The organism is Bacillus sp. URHA0034 (assembly GCF_056280405.1).
On the sequence record NZ_JBWCDK010000002.1, the window covers coordinates 3041319 to 3066918 of the forward strand.

General features: G+C 44.3%; 27 protein-coding genes. 22 read left to right on the forward strand and 5 right to left on the reverse strand.

The window, feature by feature from the left end; all coding sequences use genetic code 11:
* Positions 1-2: 2 nt before the first annotated feature.
* From ACZ9EE_RS16685 to ACZ9EE_RS16735, 11 genes are all read left to right on the forward strand, one after another.
* The gene (locus ACZ9EE_RS16685) at positions 3-827 is read left to right on the forward strand and encodes a 4Fe-4S dicluster domain-containing protein (RefSeq protein WP_476028706.1); all 825 of its coding nucleotides are present in this window, start codon (positions 3-5) and stop codon (positions 825-827) included.
* Positions 820-1533 (forward strand): formate dehydrogenase subunit gamma, encoded by a 714-nt coding sequence (locus ACZ9EE_RS16690; RefSeq protein ID WP_476028707.1) that lies wholly within the window; start codon positions 820-822, stop codon positions 1531-1533. Before ACZ9EE_RS16685 ends, ACZ9EE_RS16690 begins: the two co-directional genes overlap by 8 nt.
* 506 nt (positions 1534-2039) lie before the next feature.
* On the forward strand, positions 2040-2849 hold the full coding sequence (locus ACZ9EE_RS16695; RefSeq protein ID WP_476028709.1) for a formate dehydrogenase accessory protein FdhE: 810 nt from the start codon (positions 2040-2042) through the stop codon (positions 2847-2849).
* 16 nt (positions 2850-2865) lie between these two features.
* The gene (gene mobA, locus ACZ9EE_RS16700) at positions 2866-3474 is read left to right on the forward strand and encodes a molybdenum cofactor guanylyltransferase (RefSeq protein ID WP_476028711.1); all 609 of its coding nucleotides are present in this window, start codon (positions 2866-2868) and stop codon (positions 3472-3474) included.
* A gap of 26 nt (positions 3475-3500) precedes the next feature.
* Positions 3501-4733: a molybdopterin molybdotransferase MoeA gene (locus ACZ9EE_RS16705; RefSeq protein ID WP_476028713.1), complete on the forward strand. Its 1233-nt coding sequence runs from the start codon at positions 3501-3503 to the stop codon at positions 4731-4733.
* Between the two features lie 13 nt (positions 4734-4746).
* Entirely contained in the window at positions 4747-6684 is a 1938-nt protein-coding gene (locus ACZ9EE_RS16710) for a molybdopterin biosynthesis protein (protein WP_476028715.1), read from the forward strand.
* Positions 6681-7148, forward strand: a complete 468-nt coding sequence (locus ACZ9EE_RS16715; RefSeq protein ID WP_476028717.1) for a molybdenum cofactor biosynthesis protein MoaE — start codon at positions 6681-6683, stop codon at positions 7146-7148. The genes ACZ9EE_RS16710 and ACZ9EE_RS16715 overlap by 4 nt, the downstream gene beginning before the upstream one ends.
* The gene (gene moaD, locus ACZ9EE_RS16720; protein ID WP_476028718.1) at positions 7141-7374 is read left to right on the forward strand and encodes a molybdopterin converting factor subunit 1; all 234 of its coding nucleotides are present in this window, start codon (positions 7141-7143) and stop codon (positions 7372-7374) included. The genes ACZ9EE_RS16715 and moaD overlap by 8 nt, the downstream gene beginning before the upstream one ends.
* A 65-nt stretch (positions 7375-7439) precedes the next feature.
* The gene (locus tag ACZ9EE_RS16725; RefSeq protein ID WP_476028720.1) at positions 7440-8459 is read left to right on the forward strand and encodes a thiazole biosynthesis adenylyltransferase ThiF; all 1020 of its coding nucleotides are present in this window, start codon (positions 7440-7442) and stop codon (positions 8457-8459) included.
* A 286-nt stretch (positions 8460-8745) separates the two neighbouring features.
* Complete coding sequence (locus tag ACZ9EE_RS16730) at positions 8746-9054, forward strand: YwdI family protein (RefSeq protein ID WP_476028722.1); 309 nt, start codon at positions 8746-8748, stop codon at positions 9052-9054.
* A 17-nt stretch (positions 9055-9071) separates the two neighbouring features.
* Complete coding sequence (locus ACZ9EE_RS16735) at positions 9072-9443, forward strand: DUF423 domain-containing protein (protein WP_476028724.1); 372 nt, start codon at positions 9072-9074, stop codon at positions 9441-9443.
* A 52-nt stretch (positions 9444-9495) separates the two neighbouring features.
* Here the strand turns inward: ACZ9EE_RS16735 and gerQ are convergent, their stop codons facing one another.
* Both gerQ and hemQ read right to left on the reverse strand, forming a co-directional pair.
* Positions 9496-9972 carry a spore coat protein GerQ gene (gene gerQ / locus ACZ9EE_RS16740; protein WP_476028726.1) on the reverse strand — a complete coding sequence of 159 codons (477 nt, stop codon included), beginning with the start codon at positions 9970-9972 and terminating at the stop codon, positions 9496-9498.
* A 400-nt stretch (positions 9973-10372) separates the two neighbouring features.
* The gene (gene hemQ, locus ACZ9EE_RS16745; RefSeq protein WP_476028728.1) at positions 10373-11116 is read right to left on the reverse strand and encodes a hydrogen peroxide-dependent heme synthase; all 744 of its coding nucleotides are present in this window, start codon (positions 11114-11116) and stop codon (positions 10373-10375) included.
* 260 nt (positions 11117-11376) lie between these two features.
* Here hemQ and pta point away from each other — a divergent pair, with 260 nt between their 5' ends.
* On the forward strand, positions 11377-12348 hold the full coding sequence (gene pta / locus ACZ9EE_RS16750; protein WP_476028730.1) for a phosphate acetyltransferase: 972 nt from the start codon (positions 11377-11379) through the stop codon (positions 12346-12348).
* A gap of 121 nt (positions 12349-12469) precedes the next feature.
* Positions 12470-13309, forward strand: a complete 840-nt coding sequence (gene lipL, locus ACZ9EE_RS16755) for an octanoyl-[GcvH]:protein N-octanoyltransferase (RefSeq protein WP_476028732.1) — start codon at positions 12470-12472, stop codon at positions 13307-13309.
* Between the two features lie 111 nt (positions 13310-13420).
* Here lipL and ACZ9EE_RS16760 read toward each other — a convergent pair whose 3' ends face one another.
* Positions 13421-14191, reverse strand: coding sequence for an RsfA family transcriptional regulator (locus tag ACZ9EE_RS16760; protein WP_476028734.1), 771 nt, complete (start codon positions 14189-14191; stop codon positions 13421-13423).
* Between the two features lie 324 nt (positions 14192-14515).
* On the opposite strand from ACZ9EE_RS16760, the gene ACZ9EE_RS16765 reads away from it, so the two are divergent.
* The 3 genes from ACZ9EE_RS16765 (at position 14516) to ACZ9EE_RS16775 (ending at position 16922) form a co-directional block, all read left to right on the forward strand.
* Positions 14516-14737, forward strand: a complete 222-nt coding sequence (locus ACZ9EE_RS16765) for a YuzB family protein (protein WP_160724467.1) — start codon at positions 14516-14518, stop codon at positions 14735-14737.
* Between the two features lie 270 nt (positions 14738-15007).
* The gene (locus tag ACZ9EE_RS16770; RefSeq protein ID WP_476028737.1) at positions 15008-16315 is read left to right on the forward strand and encodes an HD domain-containing protein; all 1308 of its coding nucleotides are present in this window, start codon (positions 15008-15010) and stop codon (positions 16313-16315) included.
* 103 nt (positions 16316-16418) lie between these two features.
* A complete protein-coding gene (locus ACZ9EE_RS16775; protein WP_476032984.1) occupies positions 16419-16922 on the forward strand; it encodes a YwgA family protein in 504 nt (167 codons plus the stop codon).
* Between the two features lie 111 nt (positions 16923-17033).
* On the opposite strand, the gene ACZ9EE_RS16780 is transcribed toward ACZ9EE_RS16775, so the two are convergent.
* A complete protein-coding gene (locus ACZ9EE_RS16780) occupies positions 17034-17219 on the reverse strand; it encodes a 2-hydroxymuconate tautomerase (RefSeq protein WP_144566071.1) in 186 nt (61 codons plus the stop codon).
* A 194-nt stretch (positions 17220-17413) separates the two neighbouring features.
* On the opposite strand from ACZ9EE_RS16780, the gene ACZ9EE_RS16785 reads away from it, so the two are divergent.
* Both ACZ9EE_RS16785 and ACZ9EE_RS16790 read left to right on the forward strand, forming a co-directional pair.
* Complete coding sequence (locus tag ACZ9EE_RS16785; protein WP_476028739.1) at positions 17414-18067, forward strand: site-2 protease family protein; 654 nt, start codon at positions 17414-17416, stop codon at positions 18065-18067.
* 14 nt (positions 18068-18081) lie between these two features.
* Entirely contained in the window at positions 18082-18594 is a 513-nt protein-coding gene (locus ACZ9EE_RS16790) for a YwhD family protein (RefSeq protein WP_476028741.1), read from the forward strand.
* A 203-nt stretch (positions 18595-18797) separates the two neighbouring features.
* On the opposite strand, the gene ACZ9EE_RS16795 is transcribed toward ACZ9EE_RS16790, so the two are convergent.
* Positions 18798-20864, reverse strand: coding sequence for a transglycosylase domain-containing protein (locus tag ACZ9EE_RS16795; protein ID WP_476028743.1), 2067 nt, complete (start codon positions 20862-20864; stop codon positions 18798-18800).
* Positions 20865-21298: 434 nt separating this feature from the next.
* Here ACZ9EE_RS16795 and speE point away from each other — a divergent pair, with 434 nt between their 5' ends.
* From speE to argS, 4 genes are all read left to right on the forward strand, one after another.
* The gene (speE, locus tag ACZ9EE_RS16800) at positions 21299-22126 is read left to right on the forward strand and encodes a spermidine synthase (protein ID WP_476032985.1); all 828 of its coding nucleotides are present in this window, start codon (positions 21299-21301) and stop codon (positions 22124-22126) included.
* A gap of 246 nt (positions 22127-22372) precedes the next feature.
* Positions 22373-23245 (forward strand): agmatinase, encoded by an 873-nt coding sequence (gene speB, locus ACZ9EE_RS16805; RefSeq protein ID WP_476028745.1) that lies wholly within the window; start codon positions 22373-22375, stop codon positions 23243-23245.
* Between the two features lie 181 nt (positions 23246-23426).
* The gene (locus ACZ9EE_RS16810) at positions 23427-23915 is read left to right on the forward strand and encodes a YwiB family protein (protein WP_476028747.1); all 489 of its coding nucleotides are present in this window, start codon (positions 23427-23429) and stop codon (positions 23913-23915) included.
* A complete protein-coding gene (argS, locus tag ACZ9EE_RS16815; RefSeq protein ID WP_476028749.1) occupies positions 23912-25582 on the forward strand; it encodes an arginine--tRNA ligase in 1671 nt (556 codons plus the stop codon). The genes ACZ9EE_RS16810 and argS overlap by 4 nt, the downstream gene beginning before the upstream one ends.
* The last annotated feature ends 18 nt before the right edge of the window (positions 25583-25600 follow it).

Below are 25600 nucleotides of genomic sequence, written 5' to 3' on the forward strand. Positions count from 1 at the left end.
TGATGGCTGAATACGTAAAATACGTTGACGTTACTAGATGTGACGGCTGTAAGGCCTGTATGGTGGCCTGTAAAAACTGGAACGACCTTCCGGCTGAAGTAACCGCATTCCAAGGAAGTGCTCAATCACATCCAAAAACAAGTGCGGATACCTGGAATGTTCTCCAATATGTAGAGCATGAAAACGGAAAGGGCGATTTAGAATATCTTTTCCGTCACTCATCCTGCTTCCATTGTGATACGGCTGCCTGTGAAAAGGTATGTCCCGAGAATGCGATCAGCTACTCAAAATTTGGATCGGTTGTGATTGACCATGATAAGTGCGTAGGCTGCGGCTATTGTGTACAAAACTGTCCATTTGAAGTGATTTCATTAAAGACTTACAAAGATAAGAACGGTAAGGAATACAAAAAATCCCAAAAGTGTACGATGTGTACGGACCGTCTCGAAGAAGGCTTACAGCCTGCCTGCGTGACCACCTGCCATACGGATGCGATGCAGTTTGGCAAAAAAGACGACATGCTTGCTAGAGCCCAGAAACGATTATCTGAGGTTAAAGATCGTTTCCCTAATGCCAATATTTATAATCCAGAAGGTGTCGGCGGTACACATACCATTTATCTGCTAGCTGAACGGCCAAGTGTTTATGGTCTTCCGGAAAATCCTAAGGTTCCAACATCCGCAGTTTTTTGGAAAGATTATGCCCAGCCAATCGGCAAAATGATGCTGGGTGCCACAACGATGGCGCTTGTCGGCGCATTTATTACGAATAACATTATCAGTAAGAAAACTCAAGGTCAGGAAGATGGAGGTGATAGCCATGAGTAATCATCAAAAGCATCCAAAGGCTAATGAACAAATTCGCCGTTTTCCTAAGGCTTTTGTTTGGGCCCATGCTATCAATGGAATAGCTTTCTTTGCCCTTTACATCACGGCCCTGCCAATGTATACCGAATTCTTTGACTGGCTTTATCCAGTTTTTGGCGGACCGGCAAATGCCCGGCTATTACACAGAATTTTTGCTGTCGTGTTTATTACGCCTACATTCATTTTGCTGATCTTCAGTCCTAAGTTCTTTTTTCTCTGGATGAAAGAATTAATCACGTGGAAAAAGCGTGATCTTCAGTTTTTCGGTAATTTTGTGAAGGAGTTGTTCGGCTTAAGGTTTGGCCATGTAAGACAGACATTCTTTAACGCGGGTGAAAAAATCAACTCTATTCTTCAAATCATTTGTGCAATTTTGGTGATTGCTTCAGGATTCACGATGTGGTTCCCTGAGTTTTTTCCAAGAGCACTTGTTCAGTGGGGTTATGTCCTTCATAATGTTGGGTTTGGCTTAGGAATTGCCGTTATTGTCGGACATATTTACCTTTCTGTTGTGCACAAACACTCCAGACCAGGCTATTCCGGTGTTGTAACAGGCAAGGTTCCGGCATGGTGGGCAAAAGGCCACTATGAGGACTGGTACGACGAAGAAGTGAAAAAAGGCAACTTCCCTAACTTGGATGATCCGAAACGTAAAAAGGGTGCTTAAAAATGGAAAAGCGGCAGTGCCTTGTACAAAGTGCTGCTGCTAGACAGTTAACTACTTAAAAAGAGTAAAAAGAGGAATGGCTGTCGAATAAAGGACAGCCATTTCTTATAAAAAATAAGAATGTACCAACTCTCATGATGTCCATGAGGACGGATCACGTTTAAAAAAAGGCCGGTTGGTGTACTGCATAGAGCATTTCATGAGGACAAAACCAAACAGAAAAAGGTGAAACATGTCCGCATGGAGCTTTTATGAGGACAGAATCAAACAAAAAAAGGCGGAACATGTCCACATGGAGCTTTTATGAGGACAGAATCAAACAGAAAAAGGTGGAACATGTCCGCATGGAGCGTTCATGAGGACAGAACCAAACAAAAAAACGTGGAACATGTCCGCATGGAGCTTTTATGAGGACAGAATCAAGCGAAAAAGAGTGTGACCTGGTCCCATGCGGCATTGGATGAGAACGGAAGCCAGTTAAGATGAAAATAAGAGGTGTGCTAAAGATGATAAAATCCGTTGTTTCAAAGGAATACCAGGAACTGCAAAAAGGGATTGTCAAGCTACAAGAACAATGGAAGCTGCAGCTTGACCCGGAAACCATCAGACCAAACCTTGATAAAGCAGCCATGGAGGCAGGGGTCCCTGCAGCCGCTTTAACGGCTATTGATTTTGAAATTTCACTATTTTTACAGTGGATAGAGGAGGTTACCGCCTTGCTTGTAAGCAACAATCCTGAGTTAGAATCGAAGCTTTCCCGCATTAGTACCTTGCTCACTGAGGAAACAGCAATCAGCTGGATTGAAGAAGCCTTTGCACTCAATCATCTATATTTTACGGCCTATGCAGAGGAAAATAAGCTTGAAGAATGGATCCCACATTTCCTTGCCGAAACAGCCCTGCGGCCATATTTGCAGCTAATCGCGGAAAAGGTTCAGCCTGCAAGTGACCATGCCGTCCCGGGTGCAGGCTGCCCAGTTTGCGGTGAACCTGTTAGATTAGCAGCCATTGATGAGGATGGAAAAAAAGTCATCCACTGTCCGCGCTGTCTTGCTCATTGGCCTGCAAGACGGTTGGAGTGCTCACACTGCGGCAATGAAGATCATCACACAATTTATTTTTTAGAAATTGAAGGCGATGTCACCTCGAAAATTCAAGTTTGCGAGGAATGTAACGGCTATATTAAAATAATTGATAGCAGACAATATATTACAAAACCGTCGGTGGCAATATTAGACCTTAATACCATTCATCTCGATATTGTTGCTCAGGAAAATGGATATAACTCCGTCGGGGAAAAGAAAGAGACAAATTAAGAAGGTGCTTTTATAAATGAAAGCTGCAGCGATTATTTTAGCAGGCGGGCAATCCAGCCGGATGGGCACAAACAAAGCCCTGCTGAAAATCAATGAAAAAACGAATATTGAAAGAATAGCAGATAAGCTAAAACTTCTTTTTGATGATATAATTCTAGTAACAAATGATTCTGAACAATATGAATTTTTAGGGGTGCGGATGATCCCAGACCAATATCCCGGCAGAGGGCCGCTTGCAGGCGTGCATGCAGGCCTTACCGCGTCAGACTACGATCTCAATTTGATTGTCGCCTGTGATATGCCGTTTCTGTCGGGAGAGCTGGCTGAAGCTCTGGTTAACAACGCCCTGTACTATGATGCGGTCATACCCGTCATCCATGGTAAACAGCATCCGTTATTTTCAGTTTTTAAAAAGCAAACCGCTGCCGTTGTAGAGAGACAAATTCAAGTAGGACAACTGCGGATGAAGCATCTGCTCGACCACCTAAACGTGCTCTACTTAACCGAAAAAGAATTAGAAACCTATAGTCAAATGGGGTTAGATCAAGTCTTTTTTAATATGAATTCCCCAGCAGAATATGAAGAGGCCAAAAAGAGGGCAGAGTCCGATTTTTCAAACATGTAGAAATATCTAGGGGGAGTAAGGGAACCATGCAATTTTTCAAAGTCAAAACAGTTGAAGAAACATTTACCTTGATAGATGAAAAAATTCCGGCGATGGAGCAAATCGAGGTAAGGGAGCTCTCTCGTGCGCTCCATTATATATTAGCGAGTCCGGTGGCTGCTAAGGAAAATGTACCGAGCTTTGACCGTTCAACTGTCGATGGATATGCCGTCCGTGCCAAGGATACATATGGTTCCTCTGAAACCATGCCCGGCTTTTTAACCGTTGCCGGTGAAGTAAAAATGGGGGAAGTTCCAACGGTAGAAGTAACTCCAGGCAGCGCTGTTTACGTTCCGACAGGCGGCATGCTCCCCAAGGGAAGCGACAGCGTGATTATGATTGAACACTGCGAGGATGTGGATTCACTTCTCAATACGTACAAGCAGATTGCTCCTTTAGAAAATGTGATTCGTGCCGGTGAAGATATTAAAGCAGGTGAAATCCTTCTCACAAGCGGAACAAAGCTTAGGCCCCAGGAATTAGGGGCGCTCGCCTCATTAGGAGTCACCCATGTGCCGGTTTTTAGAAAAGTAAAGGTCGGCTATCTGTCTTCCGGTGATGAAATCGTCCCATACCAAACAGAAACATTGCAGGAAGGGCAAATCCGCGATATCAACTATTTAACGATTGCCGGACTTGCCCGGGAATGGAATGTTGATGCGGTATACGGCGGGATTGTCCGTGATGATTTTGATGAGTTTCGCGAACGTGCACGCGCCCTTTATGATGAGGTTGATTGTTTAATTCTTTCAGGCGGCAGCTCGGTTGGAGCGAAAGACTATACAACAGATGTCATCCAATCGTTAGGAGAACCGGGAGTGTTCGTCCACGGGATCAGCATTAAGCCGGGAAAACCTACGATTCTAGCCTTAGCAAATGGAAAGCCCGTCATTGGCCTGCCGGGACACCCCGCGAGCGCGATGATTATTTTTAAGCTGTTCGGTGAACGTATTCTCCGCAAGCTAAAAGGAGAAACGAACGAACGGAAGCCGGAGCGGATCTTTGCAAAAATAACAAAAAATATTCCATCTTCCATGGGCCGGGCCGATTTTATCCGCGTCCGTCTGTTAGACAAAGAAGGCGAATGGTGGGCTGAGCCGATTATTGGCAAATCTGGCTTAATTACGACATTGGTTAAAAGCGATGGGATCGTCGAGATTAGTTCAGAAAAAGAAGGAGTTTCACAGGGCGAATGGGTTCCTGTGATTCCATCAAGGTAAGGGGTCAAAGTCAATGGAACAGAAACAGTATAAACGTAAAATCTATTTAGAAGATAAACCCCGTGCGGAAGCAAGAGAAGAAATTCTTGCAGCCTTTCAACAGACCCCTGAAATAGACTGGATGAAAGCGTCGGATGCCTTAGGCCGTGTGACCGCCGAGCCAATCTTTGCCCATGTCTCAATGCCGCATTACCATGCCTCCGCAATGGATGGAATTGCTGTAATTGCTGAAAGTACGTACCAGGCACACGAACAAAATCCGCTCATACTTAAGATGGGTGAACAATTTTGCTTTGTTGATACAGGAAACGCCATTCCTGCGCCCTTTAATGCTGTGATTATGATTGAGCATGTTCATATCGTTGATGATGAAACAATTGAAATTATTGAACCAGCCACTCCTTGGCAGCATATCCGTCCGATTGGCGAGGATATTGTTCAAGAAGAGATGTTGTTTCCGCAAGGACATACGCTCAGACCCGCGGATTTAGGCGTGCTGCTGGCGGCACAGCAGCTAACGGTACCTGTTGTAAAGAAGCCTGTGGTCACCATTATTCCGACGGGTAATGAATTAGTGGAAGCCCATTCTGATTTATCACCGGGAAAAATTATTGAGTTTAACGGTACGGTTTTTGCGGGGTTTATTAAGGATTGGGGCGGCGAGCCGCGTCTGCACCGCATCGTTAAGGACGAACCGGAGAAGATTAAAGAAGTGCTGTTAGAGGCAGCGGAAACCTCCGATATGATTGTGATCAATGCTGGCTCTTCAGCAGGACGAAAGGACTTTACTGTTCACATCATTTCTGAAATTGGTGAGGTGTTTACCCATGGGGTCGCCGCACGGCCAGGTAAGCCTGTTATATTAGGGAAAATAAACGGCAAAATTGTCGTCGGTGTTCCAGGCTATCCCGTCTCTGCCTACTTGGCACTGGAGTGGTTTGTGCAGCCATTAATCTGTAGGTATTTAGGGATTCCTGTTCCAAAGCGGCAAACCCTCACGGTCAAGCTTGGCCGCCGCATCGTCTCTTCGATGGGAGCAGAGGACTTTATCCGAATGAATATCGGCTATGTGAATGGACAATTTGCCGCCAACCCACTTACCCGGGCAGCAGGAGTAACGATGTCCTATGTAAGGGCTGACGCCATGTTAATCGTCCCGCCTCACATCAGCGGCTATGAACAAGGCGAGACAGCTGATGTTGAACTATTACGGCCGCTCGAAGAAATCAAAAATGCGATCGTCTTTAGCGGCAGCCATGACCTAACCATCGATCTGTTATCATCCCAACTGAAACGAGCACGGACAGAGCTGAAAATCGTCTCCTCCCACGTTGGCAGCATGGCCGGCATTATGGCGATACGAAAAGGCGAGGCCCACGTAGCGGGCATTCATTTGCTAGATCCAAGTACAAAACAGTACAATATATCATACGTAAATAAACTATTAGCAGGTCAAGACGTCATCCTCTATCCTTTTTTAAAAAGGAAGCAAGGCTGGATTTTGCAACAAGGCAATCCTCTTGAAATCGGAAACGTCACCGATTTAGTCCGCGCAGGCGCTAACTTTGTGAACCGGCAAAAAGGGGCAGGCACCCGGATTTTGTTTGATTTACTATTAGAGGAAGCAGGCCTCAGCCCTGAGGAGATTACCGGTTATGACCGCGAAATGTTCTCCCATCTAGCGGTAGCGGCAGAAGTGAAAGGTGACGCTCGTGGTGCGGGGCTGGGCATCTATCCGGCAGCAAAGGCAATGGGGCTGGACTTTATTCCGGTCGCAGATGAAGAATATGACTTAGTGATGAAGCGGGAGTTTTATGAAAGTGACAGCGGCCGGCAGCTCATTGACATCATCCAATCACCTGCCTTTATAGAGCAGGTTGAAAAAATTGGCGGCTATCAGGTGGTGGAGAATGCCGTGCCCAAGCGTTTGACAGAAGAGGTGGAAGAATGAAGATGTATGAAATCTCCAAGGATCCGATTGATATACAAGCGGTAATTGATAAAGTAATCCAACGGGAAGCCGGTGCGATTACCACCTTTATCGGAACTGTCCGGGAACTGACAAAGGGCAGGAAAACTCTGTTTTTAATCTATGATGCTTATGAAGCAATGGCCGTAAAAAAGCTGGAGCAGATTGGCCGGGAAATTGAAGAGCGCTGGGAAGGATCAAAGGCGGCGATCACGCACCGCGTCGGCCGGTTAGATATTACCGATGTGGCAATTGTCATCGCTGTTTCGACGCCGCACCGCGCGGATGCCTATGAAGCCAATCGCTATGCAATAGAACGAATTAAAGAAATCGTCCCAATCTGGAAGAAGGAACATTGGGAGGATGGCGAAGCCTGGATGGGAAACCAGCTTGAAACGGTTGCCTATCCCAGCGGCAAACCCGAGGCAGGTGATTTAGATGAATAAGGTCTTGTTCTTTGCGCATTTGCGTGATGTGGTCGGTGAGGAGTTCTTGTTGCTTAAGGCGGACGGTAAAACGGTTGCTGAATTGAAGACAGAACTAGCTGCTAAATATGATTTACCGCGGATGGATACAATCATGACTGCCATCAATGAAGAGTTTGCCTCCAATGAGGAGGTAATCCGTGAAGGGGATGAGATTGCCTTCATTCCACCGGTGAGCGGCGGTTGATTAGACAGGTTGATCTAGGATAAGCTCGCCAAGTGGCGGGTTTTTCTTATCAAGGGGGAAAAAGTATGAACGAACGGTATTCACGGCAAGTTCTTTTTTCGGGAATCGGCAGGGAAGGACAAGCAAGGCTCAGCCAAAAGCACGTCCTGATCATCGGGGCCGGTGCATTAGGCTCTGGGAGTGCTGAGATTCTGACGCGGGCCGGAGTTGGAAAAGTAACCATTGTTGATAGAGATTACGTTGAGGAGAGCAATCTTCAGCGCCAGCAGCTGTATACAGAAGAAGATGTGGCCGAAAAATTGCCAAAAGCGGCTGCAGCGGAAAAACGGCTGCGGGCTATTAATTCAGATGTAGAAATACGGGGCATCATTGGTGACGCTACTCCGGAAATGCTGGAAGATTTGGTTGTAGAGGTTGATTTAATGATGGATGCGACCGATAATTTTGAAACCCGGATGCTGATGAATGATGTAGCGCAGAAATACCAGATTCCGTGGATTTATGGAGCCTGTGTCGGCAGCTTTGGGATGAGTTTTTCGATTATTCCCGGGAAAACACCTTGTTTGAATTGTTTGCTCCGTACGATTCCGCTTCAGGGGATGACCTGTGACACGGGCGGTATTATTTCACCCGCTGTGCAAATGGTGATTGCCCATCAAACGGCTGAAGCTTTGAAGATACTGGTCGAGGATTGGGAGGCAGTCCGGACAACGTTTGTCAGCTTTGATTTATGGCGAAATCAATACACAAGCTTAAAAATGTCAAAAGCGAAGTTTGCCGGCTGCTTGTCCTGCGGTGAGGAGCGGACTTATCCTTATTTGGACCAAGAAAACAGGACAAAGACGAGTGTGCTGTGCGGCCGCGATACCGTCCAAATCCGCCCGTCAAGCTATGGTGATGTTTCACTGGAGAAAATTGCGGGACAACTTAGTTCGGCGGGTTACCAGGTGAAAGGAAATCCTTACTTGATATCGGTGGAAATGGGGACGGAACGGATAGTTATCTTTCAAGATGGCCGCGCGCTCATCCATGGAACGAAGGATTTGACTCACGCTAAGTCGATCTATCAACGAATATTAGGTTAAATGGGGATCCGGACCGGGGTGGTTCGGTTTTTTTTAGTCTTGTGAAGGGGATTCTACAAAAATGAAGATGGATTCTACACGAGTGGGACGGATTCTACGAAAACCACTTTTTATTCTACAAAAAAATGAAAATAACCTTCCAATTCATCTCATTAAGGCATCTCCTATCATACTAATCGACATGTTTCACGTGAAACATGTCGATTAACGAAACAGGTCTATTTTTTCGTAAAATAGACGATAATCATGTAGAATAAATAAGAGATTGAATATAGAGGTGTCACACATGAATATATCGGTTGAGAAATTACTGGCTAGAATAGAGAATGAATTGAAATTAGCTAAAACAAGTGCTAAGGAAGAAACATTAAGGGAAAAGATTTACTCTATTAAAATATTATGCGAACTCATCCTGGATGAAAAGCAAGCTAGTGTGAAGCCTGCTGCAGCTACGATTCAGCCGGCCGTCACCAAGCAGGTCTATCAACAGCCATTAATGAATCAACAAGTATTTCAGCAAGGCTCGTCCTTACAGCAGCCGAAAAAGCTCGAAATGGAAGAGGAAGCAAACGGGGATTCACTATTTGATTTTTAAGATGGGGGAGATTGGCTATGAAAGTATTTATTATTGTTGGGGCGATTAACGCCTTTTTAGCGGTAGCACTTGGAGCATTTGGTGCACATGGACTTAAGGACAGACTCGATGCCCACTATTTAGAGATTTGGAAAACGGGTGTAACCTATCAAATGTTTCATGCGACTGGAATTCTAATTATTGCTATGCTACTGGGTAAAGTACCAATGAGCTCTCTTTTTAATTGGTCCGGATGGCTAATGCTGGTTGGGATTATTTTCTTCAGTGGCAGCTTGTATCTTTTGAGCTTAACGAAGGTTGGCGTCTTAGGAGCGATTACACCGATCGGCGGTGTTTGCTTTTTGGCAGCCTGGGTATTAATGATTGTTGGAGCAGTGAAAAATTTTTAATAGCAAAAAGGCATTGGGAGAGAGGCCCAATGCCTTTTTTTCACACCTTTAATTATCGAGGTGGATAAGTACCCAATGATGGACCGCCGGCAAATGGATATTCATACTCAATTTCTTCAGAGAAGGTAATATAGTCAACCGCAACCATTGGAATCAGGTAGCGAGTGCCGACCTGAGGGTCACTTAAGATGACGTGGTCGCGGCCGGCCGCTTCAATGATCCCTTTAAACTCTTTGGCATTCCACTGATTGTTACCTTCAAAGGTTGCAAATACGCTTACTAATTTTCCTTTGTTTAAGCGAAGAATATTTTCGATGTAGGACTGCTCGATTGGCAGCATCCCAGGAGCTGCTCCAGATCCCTGAGCAGGTGGTGTTGGCATGCCTCCAACTCCAGGCTGCGGAAAGGGTTGTTGGAAGCCTTGCTGGCCAGGCATGAAACCTTGCCCGCCTGTCATCGGTTGTGCACCTTGCTGTCCCGCTGCCCCTGTATAAGGCTGAAATCCTTGTGGATTGTAATATTGACTCATCTTTTTCCCTCCTATAAAAAATTCATTAATCATTAGTACAACTAGACGAATGACCTAACATTTGTATTCATACTCCATTGAACCTAAAATGGTGACAGTGTTTTCGGCTCTTTTCTCACCTCTTTTTGATGAGACTTTCGGAGCTTCATTTTAGACTCGCTGTTAAAATAGTATGAGGATAAGGTATTAAATATGACTGAATGAACAGGAGGATAAAACAGAAAAAAGTTCTCGAAGCATGAGCTCGAGAACTTTTTAAAAAATTGGCTGTGCTATATAAGGCTGTTGATTTCCGTTACAGGCACTCGCTCTCCGGCACCGTATTCCCGCAGGAGTCCAGCGCCTTCCACTCCAATCAACAGGGTAAAAAACAACAGTGTCGTTTAACACAGCAAAAAAATTAAACGTGGAGGAAGCGTGGTACTTGTTCTTCTTCTAGCAGATTGCCGACGAAGAAGGCGCCAAATTCACCATAGCGGGCGCTGACTTCATCAAAACGCATTTCATAAACGAGCTTTTTAAACTGAAGCACGTCTTCTGCGAATAGGGTAACACCCCATTCGTAGTCATCGAAACCAACCGAACCAGTGATGATTTGTTTTACTTTCCCGGCATATGTACGGCCGATCATACCATGGCTGCGCATCATGCTGCGGCGCTCTTCCATCGGCAGCATGTACCAGTTATCATTGCCTTGGCGGCGCTTGTCCATTGGATAGAAGCAGACATGCTTAGCTTTTGGCAATGTTGGGTAAAGACGTGCAAGGATTTGCGGGTTTTGGTAGGGATCTTCACCTGCTGGAAGATAGTTACTCAGCTCAACTACAGATACATAGGAATGAGCTGGAAGGGTGAATTCCGCTAATTTTGTTTTATTGAATTGAGTCTCAATTTCGTTTAACTCCTCCATCGTTGGACGAAGGATCATCATCATAAAATCGGCTTTCTGACCGACGATCGTATATAAAGCATGGCTGCCTTCTTTGCGTTCCTGTGTCTCGTTCCATTTTTCAACAAGACTTAAAAACTCGTGAATCGCGGCCTCGCGCTCATCACTTGAAAGCATTTTCCAAGTTGTCCAATCAACAGTGCGGAAATCATGAAGGCAATACCAGCCATCAAGCGTCTGTGCTGCTTCACTCATTATAATCACTCCTAAATAATCATTCTGCTTATTACCAATCTTAACTATATCATAGTTTGACCAAATGCCGCCTTAATAAAACTCTATATTCAGAGAAGTGGATATTTTAATAAAGAAGGGTAAATAGTAAGAAGGTGAGTGTAATTTTTTGAAAACAAAAACTTTTTCGTGAAACCGCTGCCTGTGACTTACATTGCTTGAAATTTTATCTTGGTAAAGTATGCTAGTAGAGGTAGCTTTTTTAAGGGAGGATTATTGTAGTGAGTGATTTATTCGAAGGATTAAAACAGAAGATTTCTGGAAAGAATTTGCGAATTGTGTTTCCTGAAGGATTGGATGAACGGATTATTCGCGCAGCCAGCCGTTTGGCTGAGGAGAATTTAATCACGCCAATTTTGGTTGGTAACATTGAGCAAGTACAGGCAAAAGCTAAAGAGGTAGGCGTGTCTGTTGATGCTGCAGAAATTTATGACCCCGCATCATATGCCGGCATGGAAGAATTAGTAGCAGCATTTGTGGACCGTCGTAAGGGGAAAGCAACGGAAGAAGATGCCCGCAAAATTTTGCTCGACGAAAACTATTTCGGAACAATGCTCGTGTATTTAAATAAAGCACACGGTCTTGTCAGCGGTGCGGCTCATTCAACGGCTGATACGGTTCGCCCTGCATTGCAAATCATTAAAACAAAAGCAGGCGTGAAGAAGACGTCTGGTGTGTTCATTATGGTTCGTGAAGATGAGAAGTATGTATTTGCCGATTGTGCGATCAATATTGCACCGGACAGCAATGATTTAGCGGAAATTGCCATTGAGAGTGCGAAGACGGCGGAAATGTTTGATATCGAGCCGCGGATTGCGATGTTAAGCTTTTCGACAAAAGGATCGGCTAAATCACCGGAAACGGAGCGGGTTGCACAGGCTGTAGAAGAAGCAAAACGCCGCGATGCGTCACTTGTCTTGGACGGTGAATTCCAGTTTGATGCCGCATTTGTTCCTTCCGTGGCTAAAAGTAAGGCGCCTGGTTCTGTCCTGCAAGGCGATGCCAATGTGTTTATTTTCCCAAGCCTTGAAGCTGGAAACATCGGCTATAAAATTGCCCAGCGTTTAGGCGGATTTGAAGCAGTAGGTCCGATTTTACAAGGTTTAAATGCACCGGTAAATGACCTATCACGCGGCTGTAATGAAGAAGATGTCTACAAGCTGGCGTTAATTACAGCGGCACAAGGATTATAATAAGAAATGGGCTGGTCCTAGCTAGGGCTGGTCTTTTTTCTAGGGTCCAAATCTGGCGTGCTGTTTAATTCCCCTTCTTTTTGATAAAATAAGCCTATTAAACCATTAAGGAGTTACAAAAATGGAAGGTTTACTGCACCAGTACGAATGGCGGATCATCGACCAGTCGGCGGTTGGAATACATTTTCACGCACTACAATCTTTTGGAACGGACGATACACTATGTGCATCTGTCGGGGCAGGTGAGGCACCTGCAACGGCCCGGACATGGGTGCATCATAATACGTTGGTATTAGGGATCCAGGATACGAGATTGCCATTTTTACAGGAGGGCATCCACTATTTGACCGAGCAGGGCTATCAGCCAATTGTCCGGAATTCCGGCGGGTTAGCAGTGGTGCTCGATGAGGGTGTCCTCAATATCTCGTTAGTTTTTCCGGAGGTGGAAAAAGGGATTGATATTAATCGCGGCTATGAGGTAATGTGGCAGCTGATAGGGCAGATGTTTGCCGATTTTCCCCAGATCATTGAAGCGCGCGAAATTGTCGGCTCTTATTGCCCGGGAAGTTATGACCTTAGTATCGGCGGGAAAAAGTTTGCGGGAATCTCACAGCGGCGTTTAAAACGAGGTGTAGCCGTTCAGATTTATTTGTGCGTAAATGGAAGCGGCGCAAGACGGGCGGAGTTAGTTCGGGGATTTTATCAGCTGGCCAAAAAAGAGGAGCAAACGAAATTTGTTTATCCAGAGGTGGTTCCGGAGGTAATGGCTTCGCTCGCGGAATTGCTCGGTGTTGAAATGACGATTGCCGATGTTATGCTGCGGTTATTAAAACAGTTAAAGGCCAATAGTGAACACTTGTATGCAGGGCAGTTGAATGAGTTTGAGCTTGGTTTGTTTCCAGGGTATTATCAACGTGTCGTTGACCGCAATGAAAAAATTGCTGAGATGGTCAATCGTTAAGTGGCTGGTTTAATAACATAAAAGCCGTAGATCTATTCAATAGATTTACGGCTTTCTATATTAAGTGCTGCTGCGCTTTGCCTCTTCTCCCTTAGACGCTTGGAAAGATGCTTACTCGGCTACTTTTTCGAGGTTGCCGTTACGATCCATTTTGAATTTAGTAGCGGGTCTTTCCTCTTCTTCAAATAAGACAAGTTTACGGGCTCGATTCATGATTTTCATCAGTGTTTCATAATCTTCTTGAATGGTTTCCGTATTTTGTTCTAACCCTTCTATTTTCGCTGCCATTTCCTCGTTTTGCTTTCTTAACTCAGCAATTTCTCTCTTCAATCTTTCATTCTCACTTTTTAATGCTTCATTTTGCAGATTGGCATGATGAAAGTTTTGTAAATAGGAGATAACAGAATCAAGTGAAAGTTGTCCACCAGTTGGTGCAGCGGTTCGGTAGGTTTGGACGGCTGCTGCTGGTTTAACATATGTTTCGGCTGCGATTTCTGTCTGCATATCTGGCATTTCTTCGATTGTTTCAATTGTTTCGATTGTTTCCATTGGCATTTCAATAGTAAGCGGTGCCAGTGTTTCTAATTCATCTGTAGCTGGGACCGGCGGATTGTAGAGCAGCTTTTTCTTGCCGCCTTGATCTTTGCCTAACACTCGTTGTCTTTGTTTTCGTTGTTTTTTTGCTAATTGCAGTGCTTTTTCATAGCGGTGGCGGACGACGGCATTCCATCTGAAGCCACAGGCGGCCGAAGTGCGGTTAAGCTTGTCCCCAACCTCCTCAAAAGCGTTAAGCTGTGTGCTGCCTTCTCTTACATGACGAAGGACGGTTTCAGCTAAAAGTAAGTCATTTTCATCTGTCCATGCATCTTGACGAACTTTCATATTATTCAACTCCCTAAGTAATTTTACCAATTTGTCAGTTCCATTGACTGACTTGTTTTTAAAGTTCTAGTCTTAGGATGGACAATTTTTTCAAGGTTTATACCAAAATGAATACAAGGATAGTAGATTTTTTAACTAAAAGATTTAAGGGGGTTTGACAAGAGTTACTAATGATTTCAGCTTGCATTGAAAAAAAAGAACCTGTAAAATGACCTATGGAGTTAGACAGAATGTAAGTTAATTGGATTTGGAAAATTACTAATGATGTTAATTGGATAAAATAGTGAGTAGATAATAGATTGTCGATAGAAAGGGGTGGATGGAATGTCAAATGAATTTCGTGTTTGCGATGATTGCCAGGCCGTAAATTTAAAGACATTGATCCCTCGATTGAAAGAAATGGATCCGGATGCTGAAATTAAAATTGGCTGCCAATCCTATTGCGGCCCCGGCCGGAAAAAGACTTTTGCTTTCGTTAATAACCGCCCTGTCGCTGCACTAACAGAAGAGGAATTAATGGAGAAGGTAAATAAAAAAATTAAGTAAAGCTGCGGCTGAAAATAGACTACATAAGATGATCACCTACGTCCCCAAGACCCCAGGTGATTTTTCTTTTTCTTGGTCGCTGTTATGGTGCCTGTCACCGTTTGTCATATATGTGTGTTATAAATGGTGACAGGCACTCATTTTGCAGCCGACATGGTGTCGAAAAATCCTGCGGAATTTTGTTGGTTTTTGGTATATAATAGGAGTAATGATTACACTGGCCGGTTGGCGGGTAGGAAAGTTAGGTATGTTAAGGGAAGGGGGTATTCCATGCAATTGCAATATTCGGCTGAAAAGTTAACCGAAGAAAAAGTGTTTAAAGACCCCGTCCATCGCTATGTCCATGTTCGAGACCGAGTGATTTGGGATCTAATTGGAACAAAAGAGTTTCAGAGGCTGCGCCGGATCAAGCAGCTCGGCACTACTTTTTTAACCTTTCATGGGGCAGAACACAGCAGATTTAACCATTCTCTCGGAGTTTATGAGATTGTCCGCCGCATCATCGATGACGTCTTTGCGGGCAGACCGGAATGGAACGATGACGAACGCCTGCTCACACTATGTGCGGCGCTCCTCCACGACCTAGGGCACGGCCCATTTTCCCACTCCTTTGAAAAAGTATTTGATTTTGACCACGAAGACTTAACCCGGGCAATTATATTAGGAAATACAGAAGTCAACAAGGTACTTCTAAAGGTAGGCGCTGATTTCCCTGCGCAGGTTGCTGAGGTGATTGCCAAAACAAGCGCGAAAAAGCTGGTTGTCAGTATGATTTCCAGTCAGATTGATGCCGATCGGATGGATTACTTGCAGCGTGATGCCTATTTTACTGGTGTCAGTTACGGTCAATTTGATATGGAACGGATTTTACGGGTGATGCGCCCTAGAGAAGATCAGGTTGTCATTAAAAAAAGCGGCATGCACGCGGTTGAGGATTATATTATGAGCCGCTATCAAATGTACTGGCAGGTATACTTCCACCCTGTCTCCCGCAGCGCTGAAGTGATTTTAACGAAGATCCTCCACCGAGCGAAGTATTTATATGAGAATAACTATTCATTTAAGCTGGAACCAATCCACTTCACCTCTCTTTTCAAGGAGGAAGTGACATTAGAAGACTACTTAAAATTGGATGAGTCTGTGTGTTTTTATTATTTTCAGATTTGGCAGGAAGAGAAGGATCCGATTATAAGCGACCTTTGCCGGCGTTTCGTTAATCGCAATCTGTTTAAATACGCTGAATTTGATCCTGCTAAGGAATATAAAAAGCTAGCGGAATTGACGGTTTTATTTGCTAAAGCAGGGATCGACCCGGAATATTACTTGGTGGTTGATTCATCGTCGGACTTGCCTTATGACTTTTACCGGCCTGGCGAGGAGGAAGAACGGCTGCCAATTCATTTGTTAATGGGGAATGGGGAATTACGGGAGCTTTCCCGTGAATCTGAAATTGTTGATGCGATCTCAGGAAAGAGGAGAACGGACCACAAACTCTACTACCCAGCCGATTTTCTCGAAGACGATTCTGACCACACCCAACGTGAACTAAAAAAGCAAATACGTGCCCTTTTGGAATAGAAATGGTGCCTGTCACCATTAGAGATCTTAACATAGTTAAAAAATGAGAATTGGTGCCTGACACCAATAGAGATCTGTTTAGATGGAGTAGGAGATGACGATGTTGTTAAAAGATCATGCTAAGCTGATGCAGGCGATTATGGTTTCTGGTGAGATTACTGGGAGAAAAAAGCTGCAGAAGATGATTTATATTGCGAAGAAGGTAGAATTCCCTTTTCATGAGCGGTTTCAGTTTCATTTTTACGGCCCCTATTCAGAGGAGTTAACGACGAGAGTAGAAGAGCTGTGTAATATGGGATTTCTAAATGAAGTAAAAGAGAAAAAGGGCGGATACTACCAATATCGCTATACGCTGACAGATTCGGGGAAAGAGTTTTTAAGCCTGAACCAAGTTGAGATGCCGTGTTTAGAGGATTGCTTTAATGATATGAATGAGCAGAATGCTAGATTCCTCGAGCTCGTTTCCACGGTTTTATATTTTGATAATCTCCCAAAAGAAGAAGTAGCGGACAAGGTGTTTACCTTAAAAAGCAGTCAGCGCTATACAATGGCTGAAGTTGATGAAGCCTATCAATACATTGAAACCTTAAAAACTAAAATTCAATAAGCTCAAAAAAACCGCCGGGACGATAAATCATGATCCCAGGCGGTTTTTTAGTGGTGACAGGCACCATTTCTACTATTAACGGGTAATAAATGGTGCCTGTCACTGTTTACATTATTTATCGCTTGCGCGTACGCCGGCTACTGCGTAGTGGTTTTTGCTCATTTCTTCGATGAACACGGTGATTTTTTCTTTTGGGGCACCGGTTGTTTCGCTGACGGCATCCGTCACTTTTTCGACTAATGCGCGCTTTTGGTCTTCGCTGCGGCCCTCAAGCATTTTAACTGTTACATATGGCATATACTTTCCTCCTTATTAACTGAACTACTAGTAGTGTTCCACAAACAAACTAAAAGTGCAATATAGAGTGAACATTTGATTTTCTTTTTACAAGCGGTATCAGGTATACTTAAAGAAATACAGAAGTAATGGTTTAAATGAATTACGGTTTAGCCATTGATCTTAACGGTTTATAATAAGGAAGGAGAAATGAAATGGACGGATTCCACTTGGCCTATCCACTGCGGTTAATTCCCTATGTGGCGATAACCCTTATTTTTGCCTTCACGTTCCATGAATTTGCTCATGCCTACGTCGCCTATAAATTTGGTGACAATACCGCCAAAAAGCAAGGCCGCTTGACACTAAATCCGCTTCAGCATCTTGACCCGATCGGAACGATTCTCATTTTTATTGCTGGATTTGGCTGGGCCCGTCCAGTACCGGTTAACCGCTTTTACTTTAAGAAACCGCGTCTTGCCGGCATTCTTGTTTCCGCTGCAGGCCCTCTTTCGAATCTGATCCTAGCCTCGCTCGGTTTTATTATCGGCTATGGCCTTATGCGTTTCGGTGTTGCATCTTCTTCATATTTTGATGAATTTCTAATGATTTTTATAAATTTAAACATCGTTTTGTTCATCTTTAATCTGATACCGCTCCCGCCGCTCGATGGCTACAGAATACTAGAGGACCTTGCGCCACATCATGTTCGTGCGAAAATGACACAATATGAACAATACGGAATGCTAATCTTTTTAATTCTCGTGATCACCCCGCTTGACCGCTTTACAATTCAGCCTATTTTTAGCATCGTTGTCCCATGGGTAAGGGAAGGATTAAGCAATTTCTATTACACACTGTTTTTTTAGGAGGTCTTGTTTCAATGGAAGAAAATAAGAAAAAGCTTGGTTTTAATATTATTAAAAAAACGGACCCGATGGCCGGGCATAAAGGGTTTGGCAAAGGGGCTTTAAGCCTTGATAATGTATCGCCGGTGTTTATTGATATTGAGGCAGGCGAGGCGGAGATTGATATAGGCGCCATGCATGCCCGCAGTGCGGTGGAAAAAGGAATTAAATTTTTGGCAAATCAAGAAGAAGTACCAAACGGCAAGCCATATTGGCTGGTTTGGGTGACGATTGACCGCAATGAGGAAGGCCCTTATTATGCCGGTGTGACGGCTTGCTATATGACCGTGGATCGTGAAATCCGCCGCGGTTACAAATCTTTGCCGGAGCATGTCAACCGTATGGATAAATCACTTAAACGCCATATTATCGTCGATGTGATGGATGATCCTTCTAAAAAAGTATTGGCCGATTTCTTACGTGCACATAACGCGGTCTTATGGGAGAACTCGACTGAGGAACTGAAAAAAGGATTGTTAGCTGAATAATTCTTTTAGAAAAATAAGCAAGATTAATTCTTGTCCTTTTTTCGAAAAATGAGGTAATATATATTCAGTGTGAAAACACTGTAAAACTAGGACAAGAAAAGCTCCGGAGCAATCCGGAGCTTTTCTATTTGTATAGGTTGCTATAAAAGTTGTTCCAAGTACCAGCGGCTAGGGTTCGCCGCTAAACGGGTACTTTTGCTTTTCTAATTCCATGGCATAATTTTCTTATACCAAGGTACCTGTTTCTCATCTATCTTCTTTTTGTTAACATGGTGAGCATTTTTTAAGTGATCGGTGCAATATTCAGTTGGCTCAGTACCTTTGACAAAGTAAGTGAACCGGCGGACAGGGCAATCCTTTGTTGCCAATTTTCCGTTATCCGGATCAACGTACAGCCCAATCACACCCTCTTTTGGTGCCTTAAATGCCTTAACAGGTTTTCCTTTTAGGGCATCCTCCATAAAATTAGCCCAAATCTTCTTGGCGTACGTTTTTTCCGCAGCCATTTCAATCGGCTTTCCAACATCATAGCCCGCCCACACAGCCGTAACCAGCTGGGGTGAGTAGCCAATCATCCAGCTGTCCGTTTCTGTTGAACCGGATTTTCCGGCGTAGGGCCGGGTGATATCTTTGCTAACCGTGCTGCCGGTTACCTTGGCATAGCCGTTTAACTTTTCATCGAACACCCCTGTTAACATTTGGGTCATCACGTATGCTCGTGCTGCATTTAATACTCTTTCATGATGGTCGTCTTTTTCAAAAATGACATTGCCATTATAATCTTCCACTCTTGTAATTAACTCTGGGCGAACTCGTTTTCCACCGTTTGCAAACATGCTATAAGCATTGGCCATATCAATCATGCGGACTCCTGAGGTTCCTAAAGCAAGAGACGGCACCTCCGTCATTTTCGTAGACAAACCGAATTTTTTCGCGGATTCAATTAAGGTATCCTCACCCAAAAATAAATGGGTCTTGACGGCAAAAATATTGTCAGACACAGCGATCGCTTGGGCAAGCGTGATTTCACCATTTGCATATTTATTATTGAAGTTATGCGGCGTATATTCTGCCTGGCCATCATCAAAATGGAACGTCGTATACTCGCTCCGCATCGTTGATGACGGGGTAAAGCCATGCTCAAGGGCGGCATAATATAGCAGCGGCTTGATCGTCGAGCCTGGCTGTCTAATGGCTTGGACAGCGCGGTTAAACGGACTTTTATCATAGTCTCGGCCGCCGACCATGGCTTTGACATCTCCCGTTTTCGGATCCATAGCGACAAGACCGACTTGAATTTCCGAGGAGCTGGCCACATATTTTTTGATTTGGCTTTCGGCCGCTTCCTGCTGCTTTAAATTAAGGGTCGTATAGACCTTTAAACCGCCTAAAGCAATCGTGCGGTCATCTAAATGAAGCTGGTTTTTGAGCGCATTCCGAACGGCGTCCTGAAAATAAGGTGCTACTTTCACTTTATGTGCGGTGTGGACACCTTCTAATCTAAGCGGTGCCTTCGCAGCAGCTTGGGCGGCCTTTTTGGTAATATAGCCGTTTTCCACCATGGTTTTTAAAATAATTGCCTGACGGGTTTTGGCTTTTTCGATATTGGCAAGCGGCGAATAGATACCCGGCCCCTTCGGTATGCCTGCAAGCATGCTTGCCTCCGCAAGGGTTAAGTCGGAAGCCTTTTTTCCAAAATAATATTGGCTGGCCGCTTCGACACCATAGGCGCCGTTGCCGTAATAAATGGTGTTTAAATAGCCTTCCAGTATATCTTTTTTGGAATAGTTCATCTCAAGGCGAATGGTATAGAATGCCTCGGTCAGTTTCCGTTTCCAGGTTTTATCGTGCTCAAGAAACAGATTCCTTGCATACTGCTGAGTGATAGTGCTGGCGCCCTGCACTTTGGCAAAGGCTGACACGTCGGCGACGACTGCACCGGCTATACGTTTAAAATCAAAGCCGTGATGATGATAGAAGTTCTTATCCTCAACAGAGACGGTCGCATTGACTAAATCTGGCGATATATTCTCCATTCCGACCCAGTAGCGTTTTTGACCGCTGTTGCTTTCACCAATTAAGGTTCCGTTGTCAGCGAAAAATAACGTCGATTGCGGGACAGCGAGCGGCGGAGCCCCAAGAATTTTTGCATAACCAAGAACGCCGGCAAAGAGGATGAGCATACAAATCATGCCGATCAAACTGATGATGATAAACGCCCTTAGGTATTTGATTGTCTTTCGAAACCCTTGATCAGTCATGATTTCCATTAGAGTCACCCCTTTTGATTGCTGGAAGAAGCATTTCCAGTTTTTAAAAAATTAGATAGTAATAGTATTGAAAAAATAGAGTCATTTTAAACATTCATGGAAAAATTCTTTAAATTTTGCTAGACTTTTTCTCGTGTTTGTAATTCAATAGTTTGGGTAGCATAAAAAGAAGAGCGGAAGCGCCTTGACAAGGGGCTTATGACCCCGAGCCCCTAGGCGCTGGAGCTGGACAAAGAAAAGCGGAAACGGCCGTTTAACGACGTATGGATTGACCGCGCCGACTGAGATAAAGGAAACACGAAGAGCATAAGCGATTTGATGTTGACTTATCGTAGGGAGGTGAGGGGCAATCCACTAGTCGTTGGCCGTTGGAGCTAGACAAAGAAAAGCGGAAGCGACAGCTTGACTATATGCTAAATGGAAGGAAGTTGGTCATGTCAATTTGGTTTACAGAAAAGCAGACTGAAAACTTTGGGATCACCATGAAAGTCAACAAAACCTTACATACAGAGCAAACTGAATTTCAAAAGTTAGATATGATTGAAACCGAAGAGTGGGGCAACATGCTGTTGTTAGACGACATGGTAATGACATCCGTCCGTGACGAATTTGTTTACCATGAAATGGTTGCACACATACCATTATTCACCCATCCAAACCCGGAGAACGTGCTCGTGGTCGGCGGCGGCGACGGCGGTGTGATCCGTGAAGTACTAAAGCATCCAAGCGTGAAGAAAGCCACCCTAGTGGATATTGATGGAAAAGTAATCGAGTATTCTAAGAAATTCCTTCCTGAGATTGCCGGCAAGCTCGATGACCCGCGTGTCGATGTCCGTGTGGATGACGGGTTTATGCACATCGCCAAAAGTGAAAATGAATATGACGTGATAATGGTAGATTCAACGGAACCAGTTGGGCCTGCGGTCAACCTGTTTACAAAGGGTTTTTATGCAGGAATTTCTAAGGCATTAAAAGAAGATGGCATCTTCGTGGCCCAGTCCGATAATCCCTGGTTTAAAGCAGACTTAATCCGAAATGTTCAACGCGATGTAAGAGAGATTTTCCCGATTACACGTCTGTATGTGGCCAATATTCCAACATACCCAAGCGGCTTATGGGCGTTTACGATCGGTTCGAAAAAATATGATCCCCTCGAAGTCAGCGAAGAGCGCTTCCATGAGATTGAGACCAAATATTATACAAAAGAACTGCATAAAGCAGCATTTGTTTTGCCAAAGTTTGTTGGCGATCTATTGAAGTAGCGGAATTGTGCCCAAAACCCGAGGATGTGCCGCGGTATGGGCAAAAAAATGACTTTTTGTGCCCATTGAGGGTATGAAAAGTGAAGTGACGGTAACAAAAATTGTTTTTTGTGACCAAAGCTTCGAGAAATGTGGATCCTACGGTCACAAAAAAGAAAAATTGCGCCAATTTGGGTTTATAATACAAACAAAACGGTCACAAAAATCGTTTGTGGCTGGTAATACATAAAAGAGAGGGATAATAGAATGCGTTTTGATGAGGCTTATTCGGGCAATGTGTTTATTAAAAGCAACCCGAGTTTTGAAGAAAGTCAGGTTGTATTATACGGAATGCCAATGGATTGGACGGTAAGCTACCGACCAGGTTCACGTTTCGGCCCAGCCCGTATCCGTGAGGTATCGATTGGTCTTGAGGAGTATAGTTTTTACCTTGACCGTGAGCTGGAAGAAGTAAAATATTTCGATGCTGGGGACATTCCGCTTCCGTTTGGTAATGCGCAGCGCAGCCTTGATATGATTGAAGAATTTGTTGATCGGATTTTAGAGGCTGGCAAGTTCCCGCTGGGAATGGGCGGCGAGCACCTTGTTTCATGGCCTGTCATGAAGGCTGTGTATAAAAAGTATCCGGATTTAGCGATAATCCATTTTGATGCCCACACCGACCTCCGTGAGGAATACGAAGGTGAGCCATTATCACACTCAACCCCAATCCGGAAAATTGCCGAACATATTGGTCCAAAAAATGTTTATTCTTTTGGCATCCGTTCCGGCATGAAGGAAGAGTTAGAGTGGGCAAAAGAGAACGGCATGCATATTTCTAAATTTGAAGTGCTTGAGCCATTAAAAGAAATCCTGCCAACACTAGCAGGCCGTCCAGTGTATGTCACTATCGACATTGATGTGCTTGACCCTGCCCATGCACCTGGTACAGGAACGGTTGATGCAGGCGGCATCACTTCAAAAGAACTGCTTGCGTCGATCCATGCAATTGCCCGTTCAGAGGTTAACGTAGTCGGCGGCGACCTTGTTGAAGTAGCGCCAATCTATGACCCATCCGAACAAACAGCCAACACCGCCAGCAAACTACTCCGCGAAATGATCCTAGGCTGGGTAAAATAAGTGGTAATAGTGCAAACGGTGCCTGTCACCATTTGTGGCGTTAACACGATGTTTTGATAGTTTATGGTGCCTGACACCGTTAAAAAGGGTGCCTGTCCCGGTGCGGGGCGGGCATTTTTTGATTTGTTGGTGATCTAAGTTTATAATAGAAAAAGTATGCTTTAACGCACTTAGGTCAATTATGATGACTAGAGAACGATTTAAAGAGGATGATAAATTCCTTTTAATAAAGGAAGTGTTACATGTGTCAAGTTTGTCTACTACAGAGATTCCGATGAAGATTAATGTGAAAACAACGATTCATCAGCCAGAAGGTTCAGAGACAATTAAGTTGCAGGTGTTTGGCCGCTATTTTGAAAAAGACGGGGCTTCGTTTCTTAAATATGAGGAAGTACTCGAAGAAGGTACAGTCCGGACGATTGTCAAGATCACACCTGATGAAGCATTGATTTTAAGAGGCGGGGCAGTAAAGATGCGTCTCCCCTTCAAGTTACATAAGAAATTAAGAGGCAGCTATGAAATGCCGTTTGGGGTATTTGAAACCATGACGATGACAAGAAGACTTGAGAATTCGAAGGGTCTGATTGATATTCTTTATGATTTTACGATGCAGGGCTCACCTGCAGGGACCTACCATTTAGAGATAACCTTTCAGGAGGAAGAAAGATGAATATAGTTGAACAGGTACAAACAAAATTAAAGGAAGAAATCCGGGCCGCGGTTCTAAAAGCTGGTCTGGCAGCAGAAGAACAGATTCCCGATGTTATTCTCGAAGTCCCAAAGGAAAAGGCACATGGTGATTATTCGACTAACATGGCGATGCAGCTCGCGCGGGTAGCAAAAAAGGCACCGCGGATGATTGCCGAAGCATTGGTTGCTAATTTTGACCGCACAAAGGCCTCAATTGAAAAAATTGAACTGGCGGGCCCAGGCTTTATTAATTTTTACATGAATAATGCCTATTTAACAGATTTAATTCCAACCGTTCTTCAAGCTGGGGACAACTACGGTGAAACAACAACCGGCAACGGCCAAAAAATTCAGGTTGAGTTTGTTTCAGCTAACCCAACCGGGGACCTTCACCTTGGTCATGCGCGCGGTGCGGCCGTAGGTGACTCGCTTTCCAATATCCTTGCCAAAGCAGGCTATGATGTTTCGCGTGAATACTATATTAATGATGCCGGCAACCAGATTAATAATCTAGCGTTATCCGTCGAAGCCCGCTATTTTCAAGCGCTTGGCCTCGAGAAAAACATGCCGGAAGATGGCTATCATGGTGCCGATATTATTGGTATCGGTAAATCCTTGGCTGAGGAGTTCGGCGATAAGTATGTGAATGTCCCAGAGGAAGAACGATTCGAATTTTTCCGTGAGTATGGTTTGAAATATGAAATGGCCAAGTTGAAGAAGGATTTGGAAGATTTCCGCGTTGGCTTTGATGTTTGGTACTCAGAAACTTCCCTTTATAAAAATGGCAAAATTGATGAGGCACTCGCGGCGCTCCGTAAAACAGGCTATATCTATGAGCAGGACGGAGCAACCTGGCTGCGTTCAACGGATTTCGGTGATGATAAAGACCGCGTTCTCATCAAGCAGGATGGTTCTTATACTTATCTAACGCCGGATATTGCCTACCATAAGGACAAGCTTGAGCGTGGCTTTGAAAAGTTAATCAATATTTGGGGTGCCGATCACCATGGCTATATTCCACGGATGAAGGCGGCCATTCAAGCCCTCGGCTATGACCGTGAGGCGCTCGAGGTTGAAATTATCCAATTAGTTCACCTATATAAAAACGGTGAAAAGATGAAGATGAGTAAACGTACTGGTAAGGCCGTCACAATGCGTGATTTAGTCGATGAGGTCGGCCTCGATGCGACACGTTATTTCTTTGCGATGCGCAGTTCCGATACGCATATGGACTTTGACTTGGATTTAGCTGTATCAGAATCCAATGAAAACCCGGTTTATTATGCACAATATGCTCATGCGCGAATTTCTAGTATCCTCCGTTCAGGCGAGGATCAGGGAATTCACGTTGAGGCAGAAGCTGATTTTTCGCTGATCGGTTCTGAAAAGGAAATAGACCTGCTAAAGAAAATTGGTGAGTTTCCTGCGTCTGTCGGTGAGGCTGCACAGAAACGAGTACCGCACCGGATCACGAATTATATCTTGGAATTAGCATCGGCATTCCATAGTTTCTATAATGCTGACAAAGTGCTTGACAGCGACAATCTAGACCGCACGAAAGCACGTCTTGCCTTGGTGAAATCCGTACAAATCACACTTAAGAATGCACTCGCTTTAATTGGGGTTTCAGCTCCAGAAAAAATGTAAATGGAAAGCCTCTAGTGA